The 21,772-nt window shown below is 62.8% G+C and carries 20 protein-coding genes; 11 read left to right on the top strand and 9 right to left on the bottom strand.

Features of this window, described 5'->3' with window-relative positions; all coding sequences use genetic code 11:
• The first annotated feature begins 104 nt into the window (after window positions 1–104).
• Window positions 105–1,133 (top strand): tRNA (adenosine(37)-N6)-threonylcarbamoyltransferase complex transferase subunit TsaD, encoded by a 1,029-nt coding sequence (tsaD, locus tag GGD40_RS29695; RefSeq protein ID WP_179710851.1) that lies wholly within the window; start codon window positions 105–107, stop codon window positions 1,131–1,133.
• A gap of 89 nt (window positions 1,134–1,222) precedes the next feature.
• On the opposite strand, the gene folE2 is transcribed toward tsaD, so the two are convergent.
• From folE2 to GGD40_RS29675, 4 genes are all read right to left on the bottom strand, one after another.
• Window positions 1,223–2,029, bottom strand: coding sequence for a GTP cyclohydrolase FolE2 (folE2, locus tag GGD40_RS29690; protein ID WP_179746052.1), 807 nt, complete (start codon window positions 2,027–2,029; stop codon window positions 1,223–1,225).
• Between the two features lie 263 nt (window positions 2,030–2,292).
• Window positions 2,293–4,200, bottom strand: coding sequence for a 1-deoxy-D-xylulose-5-phosphate synthase (dxs, locus tag GGD40_RS29685; RefSeq protein ID WP_179710855.1), 1,908 nt, complete (start codon window positions 4,198–4,200; stop codon window positions 2,293–2,295).
• Between the two features lie 85 nt (window positions 4,201–4,285).
• Window positions 4,286–5,167, bottom strand: a complete 882-nt coding sequence (locus GGD40_RS29680; protein ID WP_179746051.1) for a polyprenyl synthetase family protein — start codon at window positions 5,165–5,167, stop codon at window positions 4,286–4,288.
• Window positions 5,164–5,472 (bottom strand): exodeoxyribonuclease VII small subunit, encoded by a 309-nt coding sequence (locus GGD40_RS29675; RefSeq protein WP_179710859.1) that lies wholly within the window; start codon window positions 5,470–5,472, stop codon window positions 5,164–5,166. Before GGD40_RS29675 ends, GGD40_RS29680 begins: the two co-directional genes overlap by 4 nt.
• Window positions 5,473–5,780: 308 nt before the next feature.
• Here GGD40_RS29675 and GGD40_RS29670 point away from each other — a divergent pair, with 308 nt between their 5' ends.
• Together GGD40_RS29670 and GGD40_RS29665 are read left to right on the top strand one after the other, a co-directional pair.
• Window positions 5,781–6,887 carry an aromatic ring-hydroxylating oxygenase subunit alpha gene (locus tag GGD40_RS29670; protein WP_179746050.1) on the top strand — a complete coding sequence of 369 codons (1,107 nt, stop codon included), beginning with the start codon at window positions 5,781–5,783 and terminating at the stop codon, window positions 6,885–6,887.
• A gap of 192 nt (window positions 6,888–7,079) precedes the next feature.
• On the top strand, window positions 7,080–7,949 hold the full coding sequence (locus GGD40_RS29665; protein ID WP_179746049.1) for a sulfurtransferase: 870 nt from the start codon (window positions 7,080–7,082) through the stop codon (window positions 7,947–7,949).
• Window positions 7,950–8,048: 99 nt separating this feature from the next.
• On the opposite strand, the gene GGD40_RS29660 is transcribed toward GGD40_RS29665, so the two are convergent.
• The 3 genes from GGD40_RS29660 to polA form a co-directional block, all read right to left on the bottom strand.
• Window positions 8,049–8,921 (bottom strand): dienelactone hydrolase family protein, encoded by an 873-nt coding sequence (locus GGD40_RS29660; protein ID WP_179710865.1) that lies wholly within the window; start codon window positions 8,919–8,921, stop codon window positions 8,049–8,051.
• A 173-nt stretch (window positions 8,922–9,094) separates the two neighbouring features.
• Complete coding sequence (locus tag GGD40_RS29655) at window positions 9,095–10,444, bottom strand: NAD(P)/FAD-dependent oxidoreductase (RefSeq protein ID WP_179746048.1); 1,350 nt, start codon at window positions 10,442–10,444, stop codon at window positions 9,095–9,097.
• 155 nt (window positions 10,445–10,599) lie between these two features.
• On the bottom strand, window positions 10,600–13,341 hold the full coding sequence (gene polA, locus GGD40_RS29650; RefSeq protein WP_179746047.1) for a DNA polymerase I: 2,742 nt from the start codon (window positions 13,339–13,341) through the stop codon (window positions 10,600–10,602).
• Between the two features lies 1 nt (window position 13,342).
• Here polA and GGD40_RS29645 point away from each other — a divergent pair, with 1 nt between their 5' ends.
• Window positions 13,343–14,086 carry an LOG family protein gene (locus GGD40_RS29645; protein WP_035561148.1) on the top strand — a complete coding sequence of 248 codons (744 nt, stop codon included), beginning with the start codon at window positions 13,343–13,345 and terminating at the stop codon, window positions 14,084–14,086.
• A gap of 91 nt (window positions 14,087–14,177) precedes the next feature.
• Here GGD40_RS29645 and GGD40_RS29640 read toward each other — a convergent pair whose 3' ends face one another.
• Window positions 14,178–15,095, bottom strand: coding sequence for a transcriptional regulator GcvA (locus GGD40_RS29640; RefSeq protein WP_179746046.1), 918 nt, complete (start codon window positions 15,093–15,095; stop codon window positions 14,178–14,180).
• A 97-nt stretch (window positions 15,096–15,192) separates the two neighbouring features.
• On the opposite strand from GGD40_RS29640, the gene GGD40_RS29635 reads away from it, so the two are divergent.
• Together GGD40_RS29635 and GGD40_RS29630 are read left to right on the top strand one after the other, a co-directional pair.
• On the top strand, window positions 15,193–15,762 hold the full coding sequence (locus GGD40_RS29635) for a chromate transporter (RefSeq protein ID WP_179710869.1): 570 nt from the start codon (window positions 15,193–15,195) through the stop codon (window positions 15,760–15,762).
• Complete coding sequence (locus GGD40_RS29630) at window positions 15,759–16,289, top strand: chromate transporter (protein WP_179746045.1); 531 nt, start codon at window positions 15,759–15,761, stop codon at window positions 16,287–16,289. Before GGD40_RS29635 ends, GGD40_RS29630 begins: the two co-directional genes overlap by 4 nt.
• Before the next feature lie 32 nt (window positions 16,290–16,321).
• Here GGD40_RS29630 and GGD40_RS29625 read toward each other — a convergent pair whose 3' ends face one another.
• Window positions 16,322–17,848: an AMP nucleosidase gene (locus GGD40_RS29625; protein WP_179710871.1), complete on the bottom strand. Its 1,527-nt coding sequence runs from the start codon at window positions 17,846–17,848 to the stop codon at window positions 16,322–16,324.
• 200 nt (window positions 17,849–18,048) lie between these two features.
• Here GGD40_RS29625 and GGD40_RS29620 point away from each other — a divergent pair, with 200 nt between their 5' ends.
• The 5 genes from GGD40_RS29620 to GGD40_RS29600 all read left to right on the top strand — a co-directional run bounded on the left by GGD40_RS29620 (window position 18,049) and on the right by GGD40_RS29600 (window position 21,728).
• Window positions 18,049–18,444: a hypothetical protein gene (locus GGD40_RS29620; protein ID WP_035561139.1), complete on the top strand. Its 396-nt coding sequence runs from the start codon at window positions 18,049–18,051 to the stop codon at window positions 18,442–18,444.
• Window positions 18,445–18,746: 302 nt separating this feature from the next.
• Window positions 18,747–19,742, top strand: a complete 996-nt coding sequence (locus GGD40_RS29615) for a homoserine kinase (RefSeq protein ID WP_179710873.1) — start codon at window positions 18,747–18,749, stop codon at window positions 19,740–19,742.
• On the top strand, window positions 19,733–20,539 hold the full coding sequence (locus GGD40_RS29610; RefSeq protein ID WP_179710875.1) for a BPSS1780 family membrane protein: 807 nt from the start codon (window positions 19,733–19,735) through the stop codon (window positions 20,537–20,539). The genes GGD40_RS29615 and GGD40_RS29610 overlap by 10 nt, the downstream gene beginning before the upstream one ends.
• Before the next feature lie 147 nt (window positions 20,540–20,686).
• Entirely contained in the window at window positions 20,687–21,139 is a 453-nt protein-coding gene (locus GGD40_RS29605) for a MarR family winged helix-turn-helix transcriptional regulator (protein WP_179710877.1), read from the top strand.
• Window positions 21,140–21,308: 169 nt separating this feature from the next.
• A complete protein-coding gene (locus GGD40_RS29600; RefSeq protein WP_179710879.1) occupies window positions 21,309–21,728 on the top strand; it encodes an organic hydroperoxide resistance protein in 420 nt (139 codons plus the stop codon).
• Window positions 21,729–21,772 lie beyond the last annotated feature (44 nt).

The raw sequence follows: 21,772 nt of genomic DNA, 5'->3' as shown, positions 1-21,772 counted from the left end.
TCAGGCTAGCCTTTTCATTTTCTCGGCCGCGTGCCTGACTGTCCCTGCGCGTCGTATCCGCAGTGTCGCGCACGGCCGTGGTCGTTCAAACCCAACCATCCATCATGCTCGTTCTCGGCATCGAAAGCTCCTGCGACGAAACCGGTCTCGCGCTCTACGACACAGAGCGCGGCCTGCTCGCGCACGCGCTGCATTCGCAAATCGCGATGCATCGGGAATACGGCGGCGTGGTGCCTGAACTGGCGTCGCGCGACCATATCCGGCGCGCGCTGCCGTTGCTCGAAGAAGTGATGGAGCGCGCCGGTGCGGCGCGCAGCGACATCGACGCGATCGCCTACACCCAAGGGCCGGGGCTCGCGGGCGCGCTGCTGGTCGGCGCGAGCGTGGCCAATTCGCTGGCCATGGCGTGGGACAAGCCGACTATCGGCATCCACCATCTCGAAGGGCATTTGCTGTCGCCGCTGCTGGTGGACGAGCCGCCGCCGTTTCCGTTTGTCGCGCTGCTGGTGTCCGGCGGACATACACAATTGATGCGCGTAACGGACGTCGGCGAGTACGAAACGCTCGGCGAAACGCTGGATGACGCGGCCGGCGAAGCTTTCGACAAAACCGCCAAGCTGCTCGGCCTCGGTTATCCCGGCGGCCCCGAAGTGTCGCGCATGGCCGAATTCGGCACGCCCGGCGCGGTGGTGCTTCCGCGTCCCATGCTGCATTCCGGCGACCTCGACTTCAGCTTCAGCGGCTTGAAAACCGCCGTGCTCACGCATGCAAAAAAGCTCGGCGGCGCGAATATTTGCGAGCAGGCGAAAGCCGATCTGGCCCGCGGTTTCGTGGACGCAGCAGTCGAAGTGCTGGCGGTGAAGTCGCTGGCCGCGCTGAAAAAGACCAAGCTGAACCGATTGGTGGTGGCGGGCGGCGTGGGCGCGAATCGGCAACTGCGCGAGGCGCTTTCCGCCGCAGCGAAGAAACGCAATTTCTATGTGCATTACCCGGATTTGTCGCTGTGCACGGACAACGGCGCGATGATCGCGCTGGCCGGCGCGTTGCGCTTGCAGCGCTGGCCGGATCAGTCGGGCAAAGACTACGCGTTCACGGTGAAACCGCGCTGGGATCTGACTTCGCTCGCACGCTAAGCTCGAAAGCTCAGTAGTTCGGCGCACGTAAAAAAGCCGCTCTTTTAGAGCGGCTTTTCGTTGGCGACCAGCGTGGGCTAATGAACGTATCAAACCATCCGCTTATCCCGCTCGATCACCGCGTACGCGCTGTGATTGTGAATCGACTCGAAGTTCTCAGCCTCAAGCACATACGCGACGATCCGCTCGTCCGCATTCAGACGCTGCGCGACGTCGCGCACCAGATCTTCGACGAATTTCGGATTCTCGTAGGCGCGCTCGGTGACGAACTTCTCGTCCGGACGCTTCAGCAGGCCCCACAGTTCGCACGACGCTTCTTCTTCAGCGATACGAACCAGTTCTTCGACGGCCACGTCGCCGGCCAATTCGGCGTTGATCGTGACGTGCGAGCGCTGGTTGTGCGCGCCGTACTGCGAGATCTTCTTCGAGCACGGGCACAGGCTCGTGACCGGCACCAGCACCTTCAGGAACAGACGCGTCGCGCCGTTACGGGTCTCGCCGGTCAACGTGACTTCGTAGTCCAACAGGCTTTGCACGCCCGACACCGGCGCGGTCTTGTTCACAAAATACGGGAACGCAACTTCGATACGGCCGGCCTCGGCCTCGAGCTTTTCCAGCATCGCGGCGAGCATCGTGCGGAACGTGGCCGACTCCAGCGGCACCTTGTTCTCTTCAAGCAACGCAACGAATCGCGACATATGCGTGCCCTTCTGGTCAGCGGGCAGATGCACGTCGAGATTCCACGTGCCGATCGTCGGCTGAACGTCGCCGCCTTGCGTGCGCACCGTCAACGGATGACGCACGGCCTTCACACCGACCCGCTGAATCGGGATCTGACGGGTATCGGGCGTGCTTTGCACGTCGGGCATCACAAAGGCGGGATTCATCTGATTCATTGTCTTGTCCTTTCCAGAAAACGCCGGGCCGCGCAGTTTTTTCGCTCCGCAGGAAGTCACCTTGGAAGGCTGCCGCGGACTGTCGCGAACCGACAGTTCGGGGTCGCTCGGCGGCCGTGCCGATCAGGTCGCGCAACGGCGAACGCCGGCCCCGGCCGGCGTTGGATGATGGGCCCGAAGGCCCATCGATTCAAGTTGGAGATTGCTATGACCACGATAGCAACGCGGCTCGGGCGACGAGCCGCGCCGCCTGATGCGACGCCTTAAGCGACGCGCTTCACCGACGACTGACCGCCGACCGCGCCGCTCGACAGAAAGCGCTCGCGAATCGACTTGGCGATGCCTGCGGCGTCGAGGCCGCACGCGGCGAGCAGCTTGGCCGGATCGCCATGATCGATGAACTGGTCGGGCAGGCCCAGTTGGAGCACCGGCCGCAATACGCCGCTTTCAAGCAGGGCTTCGACGCAGGCCGACCCCGCGCCGCCCATCACACAGCCTTCTTCGACCGTGACGATGGCGTCGTGCGTTTCGGCGAGCTGACGGACCAGATCCGCGTCCAGCGGCTTCACGAAGCGCATGTTCGCGACGGTAGCGTCCAGTTGTTCGGCGGCGGCCAGCGACGGCGCGACCATCGTGCCGAACGCCAGAATCGCGATCCGCTTGCCCGCGGGTTGCGAAGTCTCGCGACGGATTTCACCCTTGCCGATCGGCAGCACAGCCATCTGCTTGACGGTTGCGACACCCGTGCCGGCGCCGCGCGGATAGCGCACGGCCGTCGGGTTCGATTGCTGCAACGCCGTGTACAGCATCTGGCGGCATTCGTTTTCGTCCGACGCGGCCATCACCGTCATGTTCGGGATGCAGCGCAGGAACGCCAGGTCGTAAGCACCCGCGTGCGTGGCGCCGTCGGCACCGACCAGACCCGCGCGGTCGATAGCGAACACCACCGGCAGATTTTGCAGCGCGACGTCGTGGATCAACTGATCGTAAGCACGTTGCAGGAAGGTCGAGTAGATCGCGACCACCGGCTTCATGCCGTCCGCGGCGAGGCCGCCGGCGAACGTCACCGCGTGCTGCTCGGCGATACCGACGTCGAAGTAACGATCCGGAAAGCGCTTCTCGAACTCGACCATGCCCGAGCCTTCACGCATGGCCGGCGTGATGCCCACCACGCGCGGATCGAGCTCGGCCGCGTCGCACAGCCATTCGCCGAACACCTGCGTGTAGGTTTTCTTCGACGGCGTCGTAGCCGGCTTGATGCCTTCTGCCGGATTGAACTTGCCCGGGCCGTGATACAGCACCGGATCGGCCTCGGCCAGCTTGTAGCCTTGACCCTTCTTCGTCACGACGTGCAGGAATTGCGGACCGCGCAGTTCCTTGATGTTCTGCAGCGTCGGGATCAGCGAATCGAGGTCGTGACCGTCGATCGGGCCGATGTAGTTGAAGCCGAACTCTTCGAACAGCGTGGCCGGCACGATCATGCCCTTCGCGTGCTCTTCGAGCTTGCGGGCCAGATCGAGCATGGGCGGCGCGACGCGCAGCACGCGTTCGACACCGGCGCGCGCGGCGGCGTAGAAGCGGCCCGACATCAGACGCGCCAGATGGCGATTCAGCGCGCCGACCGGCGGCGAAATCGACATGTCGTTGTCGTTCAGAATGACCAGCAGCGGCACGTCGTCTTCGACGCCGGCGTTGTTCATCGCTTCGAAGGCCATGCCGGCCGTCATCGCGCCGTCGCCGATCACGGCGATGCCCGTACGGTGTTCGCCCTTCAGCTTGCTCGCGATCGCCATGCCGAGCGCGGCCGAGATCGACGTGCTGGAGTGCGCAGTGCCGAACGTGTCGTATTCCGACTCGTCACGCTTCGGGAAGCCCGAGATGCCGCCGAGCTGACGCAGCGAGTGCATCTGGTCGCGGCGGCCGGTCAGGATCTTGTGCGGATAGGTTTGATGGCCGACGTCCCAGACGATCCGGTCACGCGGCGTGTCGAACACATAGTGCAGCGCAATGGTCAACTCGACCGTGCCGAGGTTGGACGAAAGATGGCCGCCCGTCTGCGATACGCTGTCGAGCACAAAGGCGCGCAACTCGTCGGCAAGCGGTTGCAGTTGGCGGCGATCGAGGCGGCGCAAGGCCGCCGGGTCGTCGATGGTTTTCAGCAAGTCGTACATCGTCGTTCCATTGTAGGAAAACTTACGCGCCCGCACTTCATACATGCACCCGGGGTGAAGGTGCGCGGCGGCGGGCTTTTCGCGTTCAGCTAACCCGGTTCACTACCAGGTCGGCCAATTCGGCAAGACGCTGCGCGCGTGCGCCAAACGGCGCCAGTGCAGCATGAGCGTCGCTACGCAGCTGTGCTGCGAGCGTGCGCGAGGCGTCGAGCCCAATAATCGACACGTAGGTCGGCTTGCCGTCCTTCGCGTCTTTACCTGCGGTCTTGCCGAGCGTCGCGGAGTCGGTCGTGACGTCGAGAATATCGTCGACGACCTGAAACGCGAGGCCGACAGCGGCCGAATACGCGTCCAGCGAACGCATCGCGTCCGCGTCCGGCGTCTCGCCTGCCAGCGCGCCCATGCGCACCGCGGCGCGCAGCAAGGCGCCGGTTTTCATGCGGTGCATGGTTTCGAGCTGGGTGCGCGTCAGCGTATGGCCGACGCTGGCCAGGTCGATAGCCTGACCGCCGCACATGCCGATCGAGCCGCTCGCCAACGCCAGTTCACGCACGAGCGAAGCCTGCTGTGCCGGCGCCAGAACGTCCGACGTCAACGCGACGAATGCCTGCGACTGCAGCGCGTCGCCGACCAGCAGCGCCGTGGCTTCGTCGTACTGGACGTGTACCGTGGGCTTGCCGCGCCGCAGCGCGTCGTCGTCCATGCAGGGCATGTCGTCATGCACGAGCGAATACACGTGAATCATTTCCAGCGCCGCCGCCGCCGCATCGAGGCATTCGGCGCGCGCGCCGGTCAGCTCGCCGGCCGCGTGGCACAGCAGCGGGCGAACCCGCTTGCCGCCACCCAATACCGCATAGCGCATGGCTTCATGCAGTTTGGCCGGCTCGGTGGTCTCGGTCGGCAGGTAATGTTCTAGTGCCGTTTCGACGCGCTCGAGTACCGAGCGCATCCATGGTTCGAATGTCATAGGTCGTCCCCGCTCTCAGTAGCGGCTGTGCCTGCGCTGTTCATGGGCAGCGGTTTGAGCGTCTCACCGTCGAGCACGCGCACCTGCTGCTCGACCTTTTCGAGCTGCTGCTGACAAAACGCCACGAGCGCCGCGCCGCGCCGGTAGGCGGTCAGCGACTCCTCGAGACTGAGATTGCCGCTTTCCATGCGCGCCACCAGCCCTTCCAGTTCCGCCTGGGCGGCCTCGTAGTTCTCGGGCAGCGGCAAGGTGTCGACGCCTTCAGCTGGCGCGGCAGCAGCCTCTTTCGATGCGGTCTTCGCCATGAATAGTCGCAAAATTAAAACAAGTCGGACATTCTACGGCAAAAGCGACATTTCCGATCCGCTCGCCGCCCTGCGCCGAGCCTTTCCCCTACGTTCACCCCCGATTTGCCCTGTGCGCGCCCGCTGAGTGTCTCAGAAAAGAATCCTTGGGTCAGCGCAAAAAAACCACGAACTTCCTCGACATTTTTGATCCAAATGAACTACTTACGTGCCCCGTACCAGGGGAAACGGGTATAATCGCGGGCTCCCTAAATCGAATCTTCGATGGTTGGGTTGTTCACTGCTTTCACGTCTTCACGGGAGTGGGAATGTCCAATCTGAGCAATGCATTGCAGTTGCGGTCTGTCCACAGCCAGCTGCCAGTCACGGCTTACTTTGACGAAGCGCTTCTAACGCGCGAAATCGAAACCCTTTTCAAGAAAGGTCCTCGTTACATCGGCCACGATCTCATGGTGCCCGAGGCGGGGAATTATTTTGCCTTGCCCAGCGAGAGCGAGGGGCGTGTGCTCGTCCGTAACCAGCAATCGCAAGTCGAGCTGCTGTCGAACGTGTGCCGCCACCGGCAAGCCATCATGCTCAACGGCCGCGGCCAGGCGGAGAACATCGTCTGCCCGCTGCATCGCTGGACGTACGACCTGAACGGTCAGCTTCTCGGCGCGCCGCATTTCGCGGACAACCCGTGTCTGAATCTGGGCGCCACGTCGCTGCAAAACTGGCAAGGCCTGCTGTTCGAAGCGCAAGGGCGTGACGTCGCGCGCGATCTGGCACGCCTCGGTCCCAGCCAACACTTCGATTTTTCGGGCTTCATGTTCGATCACGTCGAAGTGCACGAGTGCAACTACAACTGGAAGACCTTTATCGAGGTCTATCTGGAGGATTACCACGTCGCGCCGTTCCATCCGGGCCTCGGCAGCTTCGTCAATTGCGACGACCTGACGTGGGAATTCGGCGACTGGTACAGCGTCCAGACGGTCGGCGTGCACAAGGATCTGGAACAGCCGGGCAGCCCGACGTACCGCAAGTGGCACGACGAGGTGCTGCGCTTCCGCGGCGGCAACCCGCCCGAATTCGGCGCGATCTGGATGGTGTACTACCCGGGCATCATGATCGAGTGGTATCCGCACGTGCTGGTGGTGTCGTGGCTGATTCCGCGCGGGCCGCAGAAAACCACCAACGTGGTGGAGTTCTATTACCCTGAGGAAATCGCGCTGTTCGAACGCGAGTTTGTCGAAGCCGAACGCGCCGCCTATATGGAAACGGCCAGCGAAGACGACGAGATCGCCGAGCGCATGGACGCCGGCCGCCGCGCGCTGATGGACCGCGGCGAGTCGCAGGTCGGTCCGTACCAGAGCCCCATGGAAGACGGCATGCAGCACTTCCACGAGTTCCTGCGGCGCGAACTCGGCGCGATCTGATGTGATCTGATCGGCGTTTGAGCGGGACGTGACCCGCTTCATGCTCAGGCAGCTCCAGCAAGCAGCGCCAACACAAGGAAAGACGGACTTCGGTCCGTCTTTTTTTGTTTAGACTAACGGGATAGCTCGGCCATCCGCTCGCGGCGACATGCCGCCGAACGGAGCCGCCATCGCCCGTATGAAGGAGACGTCATGCCGCACACTCACTACACCACGCTGATCTCCGCGACGAATCTCGCGGAACGGCTCACCGCTGCGCCGGGCAGCGTGTTCGTCATCGATTGCCGGTTCGATCTGGCCGACACGGAAGCGGGCGAGAAAGCCTATCTGGCCGGGCATCTGCCGGGCGCGCATTACCTGAACCTCGATCGCGATCTGTCGGGGCCAAAGACGGGCACGAACGGACGTCATCCGCTGCCGGATCGCGCGCGTCTCGTGGAGACGCTGGAGTCGCGCGGGCTCAAGCAGGGACAGCAGGTTGTCGCCTATGACTCGCAAGGCGGCATGTACGCCGCTCGGGCGTGGTGGCTGCTGCGCTGGCTCGGACATGACGCGGTCGCGCTGCTCGACGGTGGCTTGCAGGCCTGGGAGGCCGCCGGTCTGCCGCTCACGCAAGACGCGCCGGCGCAGAATACGGGCGACTTCAAGGCGGGCGCGCCGCTGGCCGTCACGGTCGATGTGCAAACGGTCGAGCGCAACCTTGCCTCGAAGGAACGCGTGGTAGTCGACGCCCGCGCTGCCGATCGCTATCGCGGCGAGAACGAGACGCTGGATCGCGTCGGCGGCCATATCCCGGGCGCGCTCAACCGCTTTTTCACGGACAACTTCACCGCCGACGGCCGCTTCAAGCCCGCGCACACGTTGCGTGAGGAATTCCACGCGCTGTTGGGCGATACGTCGCCGGAACATGTGGTGCTGCAATGCGGCTCGGGCGTGACGGCATGCGTCAATGCGGTGGCGATGGAAGTCGCCGGCCTGCATGGCGCAGCGTTGTACGCGGGCTCGTGGAGCGAATGGAGTGCGGATTCGAACCGGCCGATTGGGACCGGACCGAATCCTTAAGCGAAAGTAGCCGCGAACTGCTGACTGGTTGGGTAAAAAGCCGTTGTCGCTGTAAAAAGCGGCAACGGCTTTTTTAATCGTGTCGTCGAGCTCCGCGTCTCACGCCACGCCGTGCTGCCGGAACCAAACCAACGCCCGCCGCCAGCCATCCTCGGCATCGGCTTTCTTATAGCTCGGCCGATAATCCGCGAAAAACGCGTGCCCCGCGTCGTCGTACACCACGAACTGCGACCCACGCCCCGCCTCCGGACCCTGCGCGATAGCCCGCTTCATCTGCTCGAGCGTGTCCTGCGGAATGCTCTGATCTTGCCGTCCATATAGGCCAAGCATCGGCGCATGCAACTGCGCCACTTCATCGAGAGGATTCGCGGGGTTCATCGCGGTTTTCTGCCCGGTCACACGGCCATACCAGGCCACACCCGCCTTCAGCCGCGGATTGTGCTCGGCATACAGCCACGCGATCCGGCCGCCCCAGCAGAAACCATTCACGCCGAGCCGGTTCAGATCGCCGCCATGCTCGCCCGCCCAGGCGACGGTAGCATCCAGATCGCCGATCACCTGATCGTCGGGCACTTTGCTGACCAGTTGCTCACTGAGCTGCTGCATGCTCGTATAAACGGTGGGATCGCCCTGCCGTTCGTACAGATTCGGCGCAATCGCCAGATAACCCTGCTTTGCAAAGCGCCGGCACACGTCGGCGATATGCTCGTGCACGCCGAAAATCTCATGCACGACGATGATCACCGGCAGATTCGTCTTGCCCTTCGGCTGCGCGCGGTACGCGGGCACCAGCGTGTCGCCGGAACGCACGGCCACTTCGCCGGCTTCAAGGCCGTCGCTATCGGTATGGATGGTTTGTGCCGACACCGGCAACACGGCGGCCGCGAATCCGGTGCCGAGCGCGGCTTTGATGAAGGTGCGTCGATTGAAGGGAACGTGCGGGACCAGGCTGTCGATCTCAGGTTTCAGCATGCGGCGCTCCTTGACTGCAAAAGGTTGCGTGAGGTTGCTAAGGGAGGCAACAGGATACGCCTGACGCGTATCCCGTTGCAGATGCAACCTTCGCGAAGCGAAGGCCGCAGCACCCGCCGCCCCGCCCTCGCAATCGCATACGCAATCGCAATCGCCCTTGCCCGCCGTTACCTTTAGTGCAGCTTGACCCGCGGCAGCGTAGTACGCCGCAACCAGTGCGCGAAAGTATCGAGCACCATCCGCGCATAGCCGTGCAGCGCGGCGATATGCAGCCGGTACAGCGACATGTACATGAACCGCGCGAACAACCCTTCGATCAGCATATTGCCGCCGATCACGCCGCCCATCAGATTGCCGACCGCGCTGAAATGCCCGAGCGACACCAGCGAGCCGAAGTCGCGATAGGTGAATTCCGGCAGCGGCTTGTTGTCGAGCCGCGCGGCGAGCGCCTTCATCAGAAAGCTCGCCTGCTGGTGAGCGGCCTGCGCGCGCGGCGGCACGTTACGCTCATTGCCGGGCCACGGACACGCGGCGCAATCGCCGAGCGCGAAGACGTTGTCGTCGATCTCGGTTTGCAGCGTACGGCGCACGACGAGTTGCCCCAAACGATTGACCGGCAGGCTGTCGAGCTGGCTCAGAATCGCCGGCGCCTTGATGCCCGCCGCCCACACCGTCAGATCGGCGCGCACGGTTTTACCGCTCGCCGTGCGAATCATGCCGGGCGCGACTTCGGCCACGGTCTCGCCGATCATCAGCTTCACGCCGAGCTTGGTCAGCAGTTCAGCGGTCGCCGTCGAAACACGCTCCTGCAGCGCCGGCAAAATACGCGGCCCCGCTTCGATCAGCACAATGCCGACGTCATGCCGCGGATCGAGCTTATGCAAGCCGTACGCGGACAACACCTGCGCGGTGTTGCGCAATTCCGCCGACAATTCGACGCCGGTCGCGCCGCCGCCGACAATCGCCACCTGAATGCGCGGCTCGGTGGGCACACCCACGTCCGGCACCGCTTCGACCGGCTCATGCACCTGATGCTCGGCGCGCATGCAAGCCGCGATCAGACGTTTGCGGAAACGCTCGGCCTGGCTGACCGTATCGAGCGCCAGCGAAAACTCCGGCGCGCCTTTCACGCCGAAGAACGCCGTGGTGCTGCCGATCGCGATGACCAGCGTGTCGTATTCGAGTTCGCGTTCGGGCAGCAGCTCGGCGCCGTCGTCGTCGAGCACGGTGCCGAGCGTGAGACGCTTGTTGGCGCGGTCCAGACCGGCCAGTTCGCCCTGCTGAAACTCGAAGCCGTGCCAGCGAGCTTGCGCGGCATATTCGAGTTCCTGCGTGAACGGGTCCATGCTGCCGGCCGCCACTTCATGCAGCAGCGGCTTCCAGATGTGGGTGGGATTGCGGTCGACGAGCGTGATTTGCGCCCGCACACCGCCTTTGTTCTTGTGAGGCGCATAGCGATCGCCCAGACGCGTCGCTAATTCGAGCCCGCCCGCTCCCCCGCCAACGACGATAAATCGATGCATTGAACTCTCCGTGTTTGCTGATCGGTTATGCGTCGCACGGCGCGTCGCAACGCGCCGTCTTTCAGCGATTGTCCGCGAGCAGCACGGGTTGTCACAAGCTATCAATGCGCATATGTGACATGCGCACGACGATATCGCATCCCGTCACACCTGCGTCAATGCGCCTCTTCCCAGTTCAGGCCGGCGCCTACCTCGGCGACCAGCGGCACTTTCAGGTCGGCGACACCGCACATCAATTCGGGCAAGCGCTTGCGTACTTCGGACAATTCGGCGTCCGGCACTTCGAGGATCAGTTCGTCGTGCACCTGCATGATCATGCGCGTGCCAATCTTCGACTCCTCGATCCAATTCTGCACCGCGATCATGGAGAGCTTGATCAGGTCGGCGGCCGTGCCCTGCATCGGCGCGTTAATCGCGGCGCGCTCGGCGGCCTGACGGCGCGGACCGTTGCCGCCGTTGATTTCCGGCAGCCACAGGCGGCGGCCGAAGACGGTCTCCACATAACCCTTGGCCTTCGCGCTGACCCGCGTTTCGTCCATATAACGCGCCACGCCCGGATACCGCGCGAAATAGCGGTCGATGTACAGCTTGGCCGCGTCGCGCGTAATGCCGAGATTCGACGCAAGGCCGAACGAGCTCATGCCGTAGATCAGGCCGAAGTTGATGACCTTGGCCACGCGCCGCTGATCGCTCGACACTTCGAGCGGCGTCACGCTGAAGATTTCCGCCGCGGTGGCGCGGTGAATGTCTTCCCCTTGCGAGAACGCGCGCAGCAGCGATTCGTCGCCGGAAATGTGCGCCATGATGCGCAATTCGATCTGCGAATAATCTGCCGACACCAGCTTGTGGCCCGGCGGCGCGATGAACGCCTCGCGAATGCGGCGGCCTTCGCCGGTTCGCACAGGAATGTTCTGCAGGTTCGGATCGTTCGATGCGAGACGCCCCGTGACCGCCACGGCCTGCGCGTAATTCGTATGCACGCGGCCCGTGGTGGTGTTGACCATGCGCGGCAACTTATCGGTGTAGGTCGATTTGAGCTTCGACAAACCACGATGTTCGAGCAGGATCTTCGGCAGCGGATAGTCTTCGGCGAGCTTTTGCAGCACTTCTTCGTCGGTGGACGGTGCGCCGCTCGGGGTCTTCTTGACGATCGGCAATTCGAGCTTCTCGAAGAAGATCTGGCCGATCTGCTTCGGCGAGCCGAGATTGAATTCGCCGCCGGCCAGCACGTACGCTTCGGCTTCCAGTTGAATCAGACGCGCGGCGATTTCGCTGCTTTGCAGCCGCAGTTTTTCCGCGTCGATCAGCACACCGGTGCGTTCCATCTTGCGCAACACGCGCGAGGTCGGCAGTTCGATATCGCGGTACACGTACTCGAGCGCTTTCTCCGCGGCCACTTGCGGATACAAGGCCTGATGCAGACGCAACGTGATATCGGCGTCTTCCGCCGCGTATTCCGCGGCCTGCTCCAGCGCGACTTCGTCGAAACCGATTTGCCCCGCGCCCTTACCCGCGACTTCTTCGTACTTGATCGTCTTGATGCCGAGATGACGCAACGCGAGGCTGTCCATGTCGTGCGTGCGGTGCGACTCGACCACGTACGATTGCAGCAGCGTGTCGTGTTCGATGCCGCGCATTTCGATGCTGTAATTGGCGAGCACCTGTTCGTCGTACTTCAGATGCTGGCCGACCTTCTTGTGATCGGCGCTTTCGAGCCACGGCTTGAGCTTGGCGAGCACCTCCTCGCGCGGCAATTGCAAGGGCGCGTCCGGGCCGCGATGTGCGAGCGGCACATACGCCGCGCGCCCTGCCTCGACCGACAACGACAAGCCCACGATCTGCGCAGTCATCGGATCGAGCGACGTGGTTTCGGTATCGAACGAGGTCAGTTCGGCCGCGTTGATCTTCTCGAACCACACGTCGAATTGCTCCCACGTCTGCACGGTGTCGTAGTGCCGCTCGTGATCCACCGACAACGCGGGCGCCGCGTCGACTTGCGGACCCTCCACGACGTCGGCGATTTCCACTTCGCGCAGCCAGGTCTTGAAGCCGTGGCGCGCGAATACGTCGCGCAGTTCTTCACGCGACTCCGGCCGGCTTCGCAGGCTTTCCTCGATCGACACGATGTGCTCGGTCAGATCGCAATTGCGATCGACGGTGACGAGTTTGCGCGCCATCGGCAGGAAATCGAGCGCACGGCGCAGATTGTCTCCTACCGCACCTTTGATTTCGTCCGCATGTGCGACGATGCCATCCAGCGAATCGAACTGCGTGAGCCATTTGAGCGCGGTTTTCGGCCCGCATTTCTCGACACCCGGCACGTTATCGACCGTATCGCCGATCAACGACAGATAGTCGATGATGCGTTCCGGCGGCACGCCGAACTTGGCGATCACGCCGGCACGGTCGAGCGTTTCGTTGGTCATCGTATTGATGAGGGTGACGTGATCCGACACGAGCTGCGCCAGATCCTTGTCCCCAGTCGACACGATCACGTTCATGCCGCGCTTTTCCGCTGCGGTGCTGAGCGTGCCGATCACGTCGTCGGCTTCGACGCCTTCGATCATCAGCAGCGGCCAGCCGAGCGCGCGCACCGCCACATGAATCGGCTCGATCTGACGCGACAGATCGTCGGGCATCGACGCACGGTTCGCCTTATAGTCGGCATACCAGTCGTCGCGAAACGTTTTGCCCTTGGCGTCGAACACGCACGCGCTATACTCTGCTGTGACTTCCTTGCGCATGCGCCGCAGCATGTTGATCATCCCGTAGAGCGCACCCGTGGGACCACCCTCGGGTCCGCGCAGATCAGGCATCGCATGGTAGGCCCGGTACAGATAACTCGAACCGTCGACCAATAGCAGGGTCTTACCTTCAAGGCTTCGTTCTTCAGGCATTATGACTAAGAGAAAAGTGATTCCGAGTCTGCGATCACTCGCAGATCAAGAGCGCGCTACGGCTAAGAAGGCCCGCGCATCGTGGCAGATGTTCACGATTATGGCAGAGTTTATCGAGGCGACCGAGTACCTCTCGGAGATTCGCCCGGCTGTCAGCATCTACGGTTCAGCGCGCCTGAAACCGAACTCGCCCTACTACAAACTCGCCACGCAAATCGCGCGCAAGCTGTCGGACGCAGGCTTCGCGGTGATCTCGGGCGGCGGCCCCGGCATCATGGAAGCGGCCAACAAGGGCGCGCATGCCGGCAAGGCGCCGTCGGTCGGCCTGAACATCGAACTGCCGCACGAGCAATCGGGCAATCAGTGGCAAGACATCTCGCTGCGCTTCCGTCATTTCTTCACGCGCAAAGTGACGTTCGTGAAGAACTCGGACGCGGTGATCGTGATGCCGGGCGGCTTCGGCACGCTGGACGAACTGGCCGAAGTGCTCACGCTGATTCAAACCAAAAAGTCGCGCCATGTGCCGATCATTCTCGTGGGCGCCGAGTTTTGGGAAGGCCTGCTCGCGTGGTTCAAGAATTCGCTCACGCCCATGGGCCTGATCAATCCGGCCGACATGGATCTGATGCAGGTGATCGACGATCCGGACCAGGTGCTCGAAGCGGTGCTGAAGTTTTATGAAGACCGTGAAGAGACGGAGCCGCATCCGGCGAAGTCGGATGAAGACCGGATGTTCTATCTGTAAGGCGTTGGGTTGTTCGGTGTTTGCTTCGTGCTTCGGTGCGAAGCGAATGCCGCTTGATGCCATACAACGCGATGCCATGCATTCGTGAACGCTAACGGGCAGCCTCCAGGCTGCCCGTTTCCACTATATCGGTCTGATCACCCTGCGCCTGCAGCCATTCGCAGAACAGCGCCACCAGCGGCGCCTGCGCGACCTCCCGCCTCGCCACCCACCAGTAGCCGCGCGCGTCGATACGCGGACCGGCCAGCGGCACCACGAGCCGCCCCGATACCAGCTCATCTGCGAGCAGGGGCAACGGGCCGAGCGCCACGCCGAGACCATCCACCGCGGCCTGCAAGGCCAGATAGAAGTGGTCGAACGACTGCTTCTTGCGGCATTTCACCGTCACCCCAGCCGCCGATAACCAGTTAGCCCACGCATCCGGCCGCGTGTCGGAATGCAGCAGCACGTGCCGCGCGAGATCGTCGGCGACTTTGATCGGCGAGCGCTGCAACAGCGCGGGACTACATACAGGAATCTCGCTTTCGCCCAGAAAATGACCGCTCACGCAGTTCGGCCAATGTGCCGGGCCGCGCCGCACCGCGACGTCGAAACTCTCCAGGGTGTCCACGGGCGCGTTCGACGTGGATAGCCGCAGCTCCACATTCGGCACCTTGCGTTGGAACTGATGCAGGCGCGGCAACAACCACTTCATCGCGAAGGTGGGTAGCGCGTTCACGCGCAGCACCTGAACGACGCCGCTGTCGCGCAGTTGATCGGTGGCGAGCGCGATGCTGTCGAACGCGGCCTGCACGGTGGACAGATAACGGCGGCCGTCGTCGGTAAGACGCACGCGTTTGCCGCGACGGTGGAACACCTGCACGCCGAGCCACGTTTCGAAAGCCGCGACCTGGCGGCTGATTGCACCGTGCGTCACATGCAATTCGTTCGCCGCCGCGGTGAAGCTTTCATGCCGTGCCGCGGCTTCGAAGGCGCGCAGCGCCGGAAAAGGAGGAAGGTTACGGGCCATGCTTGTGATTCTAAGTCACAAAGCCGCGCCGAGAAATCGTTTTGCATGCAGTCAGTTCGGCGCTAACCTGCTGAGCTTGAACTGGAAGCTTAGCGATATGGATCACGACCTCACCTCATCCGAGACCGGCCTGGCGCCGACGCCCACGCTGCGGGAAATTTTCGGCGGTTTTCTCGGCCTCGGGCTGATCTCTTTCGGCGGCGCACTGCCGTTGGCGCGGCGCGCGCTGGTCGAACAGCGCCGCTGGCTGAGCGGGGAAGAATTCACCGACCTGCTGGGGCTGTGCCAATTTCTCCCTGGCGGCAATGTCATCAATCTGTCGGTGGCCATGGGCATGCGCTTTCGCGGCGTGCCGGGGGCGCTGGCCGGCCTGCTTGGGTTGATCGCGGGGCCTTCGCTGGTGGTGATCGGACTCGGCGTGCTGTACGAACATACGCAGAACGACCCGCATGTTCGTCATCTGTTTGCCGGGCTTGCCGCTGCGGCGGCCGGTCTGTTGATCGCGATGGCGGTGAAGATCGTGCTGCCGTTGCGCGGCAAACCACTGGGCGCACTGATCGCCGTGCTCGGTTTCATCGCGATTGCAATCTTGCGGCTGCCGCTGCTGCCGACCATGCTGGTCCTGACGCCGCTCAGCATCTACATCGCGTCGAGGAGCGCACGATGAACGACACGCTCATTGCTCTCGCTGTTATTTTCAGTCAGCTTTCGCTGCTCGCGTTCGGCGGCGGTAATACGATTCTTCCGGAGATGCAGCGCCAGGTGGTGGACGTGCATCACTGGATGCCGGCCAGCGAATTCAGCGCGCTGTTCGCGCTCGCGCAGGCCGCGCCGGGGCCCAATCTGATGATCGTCACGCTGGTGGGTTGGCACGTGGCCGGTTGGGCGGGGATGCTGGTGACTTCCGTGGCGAAGTTCGGGCCGTCGTCGATTGTGACGATACTGGCATTGCATGCCTGGGAGCGGTTTAAGGATCGTCCGTGGCGGAGTTACGCGCAGTTGGGACTGGTGCCGGTGACGGCCGGAATTGTCGCGGCAAGCGCAGTGCTGATCGCCAAGGCGTCGGATCCGACGGCGATTGCCTGGGGGATTACTGCGTTTACAACTGCGTTGTCGCTGAAGACGCGGATTCATCCGCTGTGGCTGCTGGCGGCGGGGAGTTTGATCGGGTTAACGGGGTTCGGGCAGATGTGAGGCCCGAGCCCCGCCTCTCAAAGGCCGCTAACTTACTGAAACGCCACTTCCGCGAAACTCCGCAGCTTCCGGCTATGCAACCGATGCAGCCCGTTCATCCGCAATAGCTCCATCGCCTTCACGCCGATCTGCAGATGCTGATCGACCTGCGCGCGATAAAACTGATCGGCCATGCCGGGCAGCTTCAACTCGCCATGCAGCGGCTTATCCGACACACAAAGCAAGGTCCCGTAAGGCACCCGGAAACGGAAGCCGTTCGCGGCAATCGTCGCGCTTTCCATATCGAGCGCGACCGCACGGCTTTGCGATAACCGCTGCACCGGCTCGCGATGATCCCGCAACTCCCAGTTGCGGTTATCCACGCTCGCAACAGTGCCCGTACGCATCACACGCTTGAGCTCAACGCCGTCCAGTTGCGTGATCTGCGCGACCGCGCGCTCCAGCGCCACCTGCACTTCGGCGAGCGCCGGAATCGGCACCCACAGCGGCAAATCATCGTCGAGCACGTGATCCTCGCGCACATAACCGTGCGCGAGCACGTAGTCGCCGAGACGCTGCGTATTGCGCAGACCCGCGCAGTGGCCGAGCATGATCCACGCATGCGGACGCAGCACGGCGATGTGATCGGTGATCGTCTTCGCGTTCGACGGCCCGACGCCGATGTTGACCATCGTGATGCCGCTACCATCGGCGCGCTTCAGGTGATACGCGGGCATTTGCGGCAGACGGGGCGGCGGCGTGCCTTCCTGCGCCTCTTCGCCGAGATTCTCGTTGTACGTGATCACGTCGCCGGGTTCGACGAACGACGTGTATTCGCTGCGATAGGCGCGCAGTTCTTCGTCGTCGGTATGGGCCATCATCGTACGGCCGAGTTTGACGAACTCGTCGATATAGAACTGGTAGTTCGTGTACAGCACGTAGTTCTGGCAATGCGTGGGCGACGTCGCCGTATAGTGCTTCAGTCGATGCAGCGAGAAATCGACCCGCGCCGCCGTGAACAGCGCGAGCGGATGCGGCTCGCCCGGCAGCGGCTCATACGTGCCGTTGACGATACGGTCGTCGAGCAACGCGAGGTCGGGCACGTCGAACACGTCGCGCATCAGGAACAGGCGTTCGCGATCCAGATCGCCTTCAAGGTGAATGCCCTCGGCGAACGCGAAGTGAATCGGAATCGGTTGCTCCGACACGCCCACTTCGATCTTCACATGATGATTCTTGGCAAGCAAACGCAATTGCTCGCGATAGTAATCGCCGAACAGATCCGGTCGCGTCACGGTCGTCTCGAACATGCCCGGACCCGCGACGAAACCATACGAGCGACGCGAATCAATATGCGTGTTGACCTCGGTCCGCACGCGCACGAACGGGTAGCAGGCGCGCACCCGGCGTTCGAACAATTCGTTGCGGCGGTAGCGCGCAAAAGCGTCGCGCAGGAACGAGGTGTTCGCTTCGTAAATCGCCGAGAGGTAGGTGACGGCCTCGGTGGCGTCGTCGAAGGATTCGGTTGGGAAGCTGTTGGCGGGAGTCTGCACCGCGCGTTGATTGGTATCGTTGTTCATCTTCATTCGCCTCGATTGATGCAACGACATTACCACGGAACCCGCGATCGCCAAATGACCTTGCAGCGCGTGTAACCTCTGCCTCCGCAAGCCCGGCAAGATTGCGCGCGCGCCGCGCGAAAGCGGCGCAAAATAAGGCGATCGCGCCCGTAGGCCTGGCTGGATTTGCTAGAATCGGGCCACCATATTGGAGAATCACCATGAAGCCGCTCCTTCCCGTCGCCGTTGCACTGGCTCTCGCCTTTGGCAATGCCGCGATGGCTGCCCAGCCTGTCGATGACACTCCGGCCCCCGGTGCACCCCAGTCGGCCAATGAACGCGCCGGCTTGCCCGACCTGGAGAAGATCAATCGTCCGGCCGCCGAGGTCAGTTCGAAGGTCGAAATCAATGTCCCGCGTACACCGAGCTTCTACGAAAAAAGCGGCAACGGCACCGAAATCACCGAATACCGCGACAAAGGCAAGCCCGTCGAAATCAATGTGCATTCGAACCTCGGCACGCGTTATCAGATGAGCGCGCCGCTCGACACATCGCCGAAGGTGCGCGACAACGGCCAGGCCAGCACGCGTTTGCCGTCCGTGCATTTGAGCTATTGATGGTTTGAGACGTCGCGGCGCGACGGTCCTGTGCGGACCGCCGAGCCGGATGCGCGCACGTTGCGCAGCGTCTCCCCGGGCTTTCAGCCTGCTTGCCGAACGGACTTCACTTAGGCGATACGGCGTTGTGATACCGCGCTCGCTCGACGGCCCTGACGGACCGTGTGTTCGACACCGCCTCCGCCAGCGTTTCCTGTCTTTGCTGTTGTCGCCGTTTCACCACCGTTTTTGTCACCGCTTTTGCCACACCTCGCACTGGCCGCACCGAGCCAGCCCGACCAACTTGATCCGACGTTTCCCGCATGGCTGTCTTCACTGCTGTCACCGAATCCCAACTAGCTGAATGGATGTGCCACTACGATCTCGGCGACGTCGTCGAGTTGCGTGGCATCTCGTCCGGCATCGAGAACAGCAACTTCTTTCTGACGACGACGCGCGGCGAATACGTCCTCACGATTTTCGAAAAGCTGACGGCCGAGCAACTGCCGTTCTATCTCGACCTCATGCAGCATCTGGCCGCGCATCGCGTGCCCGTGCCTGATCCGCTGCCGCGCGAAGACGGCACGCTGTTCGGCACGTTGAGCGGCAAGCCCGCGACCATCGTCACCAAGCTGGAAGGCGTGCCGGAATTGTCGCCGGGCGTCGAACACTGCGTCGAAGTCGGACAGATGATGGCGCGCATGCACCTCGCGGGCCGCGACTATCCGCGCTACCAGCCGAATCTGCGCAGCCTGCCGTGGTGGCAGGAAACCGTGCCGACCGTCCTGCCGTTTCTGGAAGGCGAGCAGCGCGATCTGCTGGTGTCCGAACTGGCGCATCAGGAAGCATTCTTCGCGTCGGCCGATTACGCCGCGCTGCCCGAAGGCCCCTGCCACGCCGATCTGTTCCGCGACAACGCCATGTTCGCGCACGCCGCGCCGGACACGGGCCACGAAGTGCGCCTCGGCGGCTTCTTCGACTTCTATTTCGCCGGCTGCGACAAGTGGCTGTTCGACATCGCGGTCGCCGTCAACGACTGGTGCGTCGACCTCGCCACCGGCAAGCTGAACGACGAGCGCACCGAGGCCATGCTGCGCGCATATCAGACCGTGCGACCGTTCACCGCCGAAGAAAACCGCCACTGGGGCGACATGTTGCGCGCGGGCGCGTACCGTTTCTGGGTCTCGCGCCTGTATGATTTTCATTTGCCACGCGCGGCTGAACTGCTTAAACCGCACGACCCCGGCCATTTCGAGCGCATTCTGCGCGAACGCCTTTCCGGCGTTGCACTCCCAGGCATTCATACCTCATGCAACTGATCGAAGTCCCCGCGAAAACCGGCTACGTATGGTTCCGGCAGGGTATCTGGCTGTTCCGCAAGAACCCGCTCGCTTTCCTGACGCTGTTCTTCACCTATTTGCTGGTCATGACGCTCGTGGCGCAGATCCCGGTGATCGGCGGCGTATTGCCGCTGGCGTTTATCCCGGGCGTCGCGGTCGGGTTCATGGCCGCGTGCCGTAATACGATCGCCGGCAAGCCGGTGTTCCCGACCATTCTGGTCGATGGCTTTCACTCGTATGGTCCGGTGGTCGCCAAACGGCTGCTGGTGCTCGGCGTGCTGTATGTCGTCGCGATGGCGCTGGTGCTGGCCGGTTCGGCGCTCGCCGACGGCGGCATGCTGCTGAAGGTCATGCTCGGCGCCGCCGCCATGGATCAGGAAGCGATCGCCAACAGCAATATCCCGCTCGCGATCCTCGCCGCGTTCGCGCTCTACATTCCGGTGGCGATGATTTTCTGGTTCTCGCCGATTCTCGCCGCCTGGCACGACGTGCCGCCCATGAAGGCCATGTTCTTCAGCGTGGTCAGCTGCTGGCGCAATCGTGGCGCGTTTATCGTGTTCGGCGCGCTGTGGTTCGCTGCCGCGACCACGGTATCGCTCGGTTTGTCGGCGCTGATGCAGGCGCTGGGCGCGGCCGACTTCGCGTTCGCGGTGCTCATGCCCGCCACGATGATCGTCACGACCATGCTGTATTGCTCGTTTTACGCGACGTACCGCGGCTGCTTCGGCGTGCAAACGCCCGAGACGCCGGATCTGCCGACCACGCCGGCGGCTTGATTCAAGCCTGAAAGCTGTTCAGGCGCGGGCGCTGTTCTGGCGCCCGCCCTTTCCCCGCCCTTTCCCAGCACTCGTCATCGCACATCGATTTGCGGCACAATAGTTTGTGCGCAATCTATTTGTGCGCTATTCCAGACGAGATGCATCATGACCCAGCGCCCCGCTTTGCCCTTCACGCTCGACGAGCAACTTTGCTTCGCGCTCTATTCGACTTCGCTTGCCATGACGAAAGCCTACAAGCCGCTGCTCGACAAGCTAGGGCTCACCTACCCGCAATACCTGGCCATGCTGGTGCTGTGGGAGAGCGACGACGTCACGGTCAAGGACATGGCCGCGCGTCTGAATCTCGATTCCGCGACGGTCACGCCGCTGCTCAAGCGCCTCGAGTCGCAAGGCCTGCTGGAGCGCGTACGCGGCGTCGACGATGAACGACTGGTGTACATCCGCCTGACCAAAGCCGGCACCGCGCTGAAACGCCAGGCGCGCGAAGTGCCCGCCGAAATCTTCTGCGCGACCCAGCAGACACCAGAATTCCTGCTGCGTTTGCGCGACGATTTGACACGTTTGCGGACTACCCTCAACGATTACATGGACCACTAGTCCGCCTGGTGCATCGGGCCGGCTATCGGCTCCATGTGAAATTTCATTTGCACACTAATGATTTGTGTACTATCTTAGTCATATGCCGCTTCCAAAGCGCTCCGCCAGAACGGCGGGCAAACAGCGGCAACCATGCAGATCCCGACAACCGAGACAAAGGAGCAGCACCATGAACATTCTGTACAAGACCAGCGCAACGAGCACCGGTGGCCGCGACGGCCGCGCAGTATCGGCGGACAACGCATTGGACGTTAAGCTGGCGGCGCCGCGCGAACTCGGCGGCAACGGTACAGCGGGCACGAATCCGGAACAACTGTTTGCCGCAGGCTACTCGGCGTGTTTCCTGAGCGCGATGAAGTTCGTCGCCGGTCAGCACAAGCAGACGCTGCCGGCTGACACTCAAGTCACCGCGGAAGTCGGCATCGGCCCGAACGACAACGGCGGTTTCGCACTCGACATCGAACTGCGGGTGTCGCTGCCGGGTCTAGAGGCAGCCGCCGCGAAGGAACTGGTCGACGCCGCTCACCAGGTTTGCCCGTACTCGAACGCTACGCGCAACAACGTCGCGGTTCGCCTGCAAGTCGCGTAAGCTGCGACCTCGGTGAATTGCTGAAGCATCACGCGATATGGCGC

This window comes from Paraburkholderia bryophila (assembly GCF_013409255.1).
In the GTDB taxonomy this organism is placed as follows: domain Bacteria; phylum Pseudomonadota; class Gammaproteobacteria; order Burkholderiales; family Burkholderiaceae; genus Paraburkholderia.
The sequence above is the reverse complement of the archived record's forward strand: the minus strand, read 5'-3'. Positions and strand labels throughout refer to the sequence as shown.